This is a genomic window from Okeania sp. SIO2B9, from assembly GCF_010672505.1.
GTDB classification, from domain to species: domain Bacteria; phylum Cyanobacteriota; class Cyanobacteriia; order Cyanobacteriales; family Microcoleaceae; genus Okeania; species Okeania hirsuta.
Genome location: NZ_JAAHGK010000815.1, coordinates 1 through 3,567, shown reverse-complemented (window position 1 = coordinate 3,567; position 3,567 = coordinate 1). Strand labels below are relative to the sequence as shown.

Here is a 3,567-nt window from a genome sequence, read left to right as displayed (position 1 = left end):
TGAATAGTGGGACAAATAAACTCCCCATCCCTCGTACCAAGAGCCTGAGTCAGGGCACCCGCATCACGACGTTGTAATGCCTGCCAATACAGACAATGACCGAGACACACCTCCCTAGAAGCCACATCATCATCCACAGTCAACAATTGACAAGCATTTTTAGTTAGCCAATAGGCACGACTATCTCCCAAATTAGCTATGTACAATTCATGGGCATTATTCGGATTTGATTCTAGAGAAGGTTTTACCTGTTGGGGCAACTGTAGCGCCATAACTAATGTTGTGCCCATACGTTGTCGGGACTCTCTTCCTTGTTCATTATTCTCAGTGGCAATCATGTTATTGACTACCCGAATAATTTCCTCAAGTTGTTTCATTACCAAATCTGGTGAAGTTAAATCCTGTTGTTGGGCTACTTCTGTCAATAGATTTTGTACTAATCTTTTAATGGACTGTACTGCTAGTTGACTAGCTACCTCTCCGCCATCATGGCCACCTACCCCATCACAAATCATTGCTAAATGGGGCACCAATTGCTTGCTAGCTAAATCTTGTTCCGTTGGATAACAACAATCTTCATTATGGAGACGCACAGGCCCAGTATCCGTAGCTCCTACTATTTCTGCACTTAATGGTAATTTGGCCGCCTGTTCCAATAGGAGTTGGTTCAATTTAGGGGCGATCGCCTCCAGAGATTCCCCAATATCTCCAATCATCTGACAAATCTCTTGTAATGGCTGTTGGATATGAGTATGAGCAGTAGGAATCAAATTAGACCAAAAAATCCTTAAATCTCTATGTTTAGTGTTACGGTTTTGTAAGTCCAACTCTAATAGTCGTAACCGCCAACCTTCGACCCTTAAACTATTTGTCAAAAGACTGAAAGCCATGCGCTCTTTTGATAAAGGTTTCCATAACTGCATTATTTGCCATAACCAGTAAACTTGACGTACAGGAGTTGCTGTAGGCCAAGCCTCTACAAAAGCAGGATACAACTGACCTTGAGAGTCTAGAGGAACATTGTCTAACAACAGAATGTCTCTAGGATAAGCTTCTTCTCCATATTGATAAAAACCATATAACCCTGGTGTATGGAGTTTATAGGGATATAAATGTAAATATGGCGTTATATTATCTGGTAACTCCTCATACATAAAAGGAGGTTGAGCAGGTTTAGTATCCAGCCAAACTTGTGGAGCTACAACATAGTAGCGATCGCCCAGAAACTCCCCAACAGGAATCTCAACTCCGGCATCAACAGCCCATAAATAGCGATAGATTAATTGAGTTTGGCAAGCTTCGCACTCTTGGCGACCCCAGGAATTGGCCGGATGAGGACAGTTAATATTTGGGCAATGAATTAGTGGGGTAGAAGACATTTTATTAACTCAATATTTAAAAATTAAAAATTAAAAATTATACTAGAAATATTAATTTGAGAACTTATATAAGGAATTGTTTTTTTCGGTGTTGATAAATAATTTAGGAGGGTTCCAAACTGAATTTCTTTGTGTCAAGACGCAAAGATATGTTGAGATAGAAGTTATCTTCATAAATTTCAGAATAAAATAAATTATATACTTGACTATTTGTCAAGAAATAATTTTAGCTAGTGATGAAAGCAAACTACAGTAATTTTACTGAAAAATCACTCATAAATTTAACCTCACCACTCCCATTTATCCATGCTATTAAATCCAACGATATTTTGGTTACTGGCTGGGTCAATTCTTTGTTTTTTAGAACTCCTCGTACCCACAGCCTTTGTTGAATTTATGATGGGACTAAGTGCCTTTGTTGTGGCAGGAGTGTCCCTCTTAATTCCTAGTATTAGCGTACAAGTGGCCTTGTGGATGATTTTTTCTGTAGCTTCTATTCTTGCCTTCCGTCGCCTGTTGCCCAATCATACAGTGGCGACTATTGCAGATGCTCAGGAAGCAGAAACTTTAACAGAAATATTACCAGGCCAGCCTGGTCGAGTAATTTATGAAGGTAATTCTTGGCGGGCAAAATGTGACGATGAAAGTAGCACGATCGCTGCTCATGAAAAAGTTATTGTCGTTAGACGTGAAGGTAATACTTTATTTGTACTGCCAGAAAATTTATTAAATTCTTCAGTTTATCTCCCTCACCAAAGTCAATTGAGATAACAACTAATTAGATAATTAGGAGATTAAAAATGGAACAGTTTTTTTTGTTAGTCTTTTTAGCTTTAGGTGGTTCAAGTTTAGCCGGAAGTGTCAAAGTTATTAATCAAGGAAACGAAGCTTTAGTAGAAACTTTAGGTAAATATAATGGCAGAAAATTAGATGCTGGTTTGAAATTTATTATCCCATTTTTAGATAGAATTTCTTATCAAGAAACAATTCGGGAAAAAGTATTAGATATTCCACCTCAACCATGTATTACTAGAGATAACGTAGCAATTAGTGTAGATGCTGTGGTTTATTGGCGGATTATGGATTTGGAAAAAGCCTACTACAAAGTCGAAGACCTTAAATCTGCAATGGTTAATCTAGTTCTAACTCAAATTCGGGCAGAAATGGGTAAATTAGAATTAGACCAAACCTTTACAGCACGCACAGAAATTAATGAGGTATTACTCAGAGAATTAGACATAGCTACTGACCCTTGGGGAGTGAAAGTAACTAGGGTAGAATTACGAGATATTAGCCCTTCAAAAGCAGTACAAGATTCTATGGAATTACAGATGACTGCGGAGCGACAAAAACGGGCAGCAATTTTAACTTCAGAAGGGGAAAGAGATTCTGCAATTAACTCTGCTAGAGGTAAAGCAGAATCACAAGTTCTTGATGCTGAAGCTCGTCAAAAAGCAACTATTTTAGAAGCAGAAGCACAACAAAAAGCAATTATTCTTAAAGCTCAAGCTGAACGTCAATCTCAAGTATTAAGAGCTTCTGCAACTTCAGAAGCACTAGAAATTATTACTAAAACCCTCCATAAAGACCCCAATGCTAAAGAAGCACTCCAATTTTTATTGGCTCAAAACTATTTGGATATGGGTCAGAAAATTGGTAGTAGTGACAGTAGTAAAGTTATGTTCATGGACCCCCGAAATATTCCAGCAACTTTGGAAGGTATGCGTTCCATTGTGGCAGATGGCAAAAATTCAGTTCAAAGTCAGTAGAATTTTTTGGCTTTGCTCATCGGAACTGTCTCCTGGAAGGAAGCTTTATGGGGTATAAATTCCCATCATCACCCCCGGTGTCTACAATTATTTGGGGTTATTAAGACATGAAGTGGCCGGTCGTTGACTATCCCCATGCAATTTATTCTGTCTCCTGTCTTCTGTCTCCTGACTCCTTCTTCAAGTTAAAGTACAACTGTCACAAAGTCCAAAAAACTCTAAAGTGTGATAAAAAATCTTAAATTTGTGGGACTTCTGTAATTTATTTTCTAAATTATGGACAGGACATTCATAAATAGGAATAGAAGTCCCACATTTTACACAGGTCAGATGATATTGTTTTGTCACGAGATTAAAAAATATTAGATTTCAACTGACCACGTTAGATATTATCAGTTAAGTTCTATTCATAGTTAACC

At 37.9% G+C, this 3,567-nt stretch carries 3 protein-coding genes and 1 pseudogene; 2 read left to right on the top strand and 2 right to left on the bottom strand.

Going from position 1 to position 3,567, the window contains the following annotated elements; genetic code table 11:
* Positions 1 to 1,379: PP2C family serine/threonine-protein phosphatase (locus tag F6K13_RS23850; RefSeq protein ID WP_287288589.1), on the bottom strand; the 1,379-nt coding region annotated here is incomplete at its 3' end.
* 306 nt (positions 1,380 to 1,685) lie between these two features.
* Between F6K13_RS23850 and F6K13_RS23845 the strand changes: the two genes are divergently transcribed.
* Together F6K13_RS23845 and F6K13_RS23840 are read left to right on the top strand one after the other, a co-directional pair.
* Positions 1,686 to 2,150: an NfeD family protein gene (locus F6K13_RS23845; protein WP_124147359.1), complete on the top strand. Its 465-nt coding sequence runs from the start codon at positions 1,686 to 1,688 to the stop codon at positions 2,148 to 2,150.
* 29 nt (positions 2,151 to 2,179) lie between these two features.
* Entirely contained in the window at positions 2,180 to 3,148 is a 969-nt protein-coding gene (locus F6K13_RS23840) for an SPFH domain-containing protein (RefSeq protein WP_124147358.1), read from the top strand.
* 180 nt (positions 3,149 to 3,328) lie between these two features.
* Here F6K13_RS23840 and F6K13_RS23835 read toward each other — a convergent pair.
* A pseudogene (locus tag F6K13_RS23835) lies at positions 3,329 to 3,487 on the bottom strand (transcriptional repressor); the annotation flags it as partial.
* Between the last annotated feature and the right edge of the window lie 80 nt (positions 3,488 to 3,567).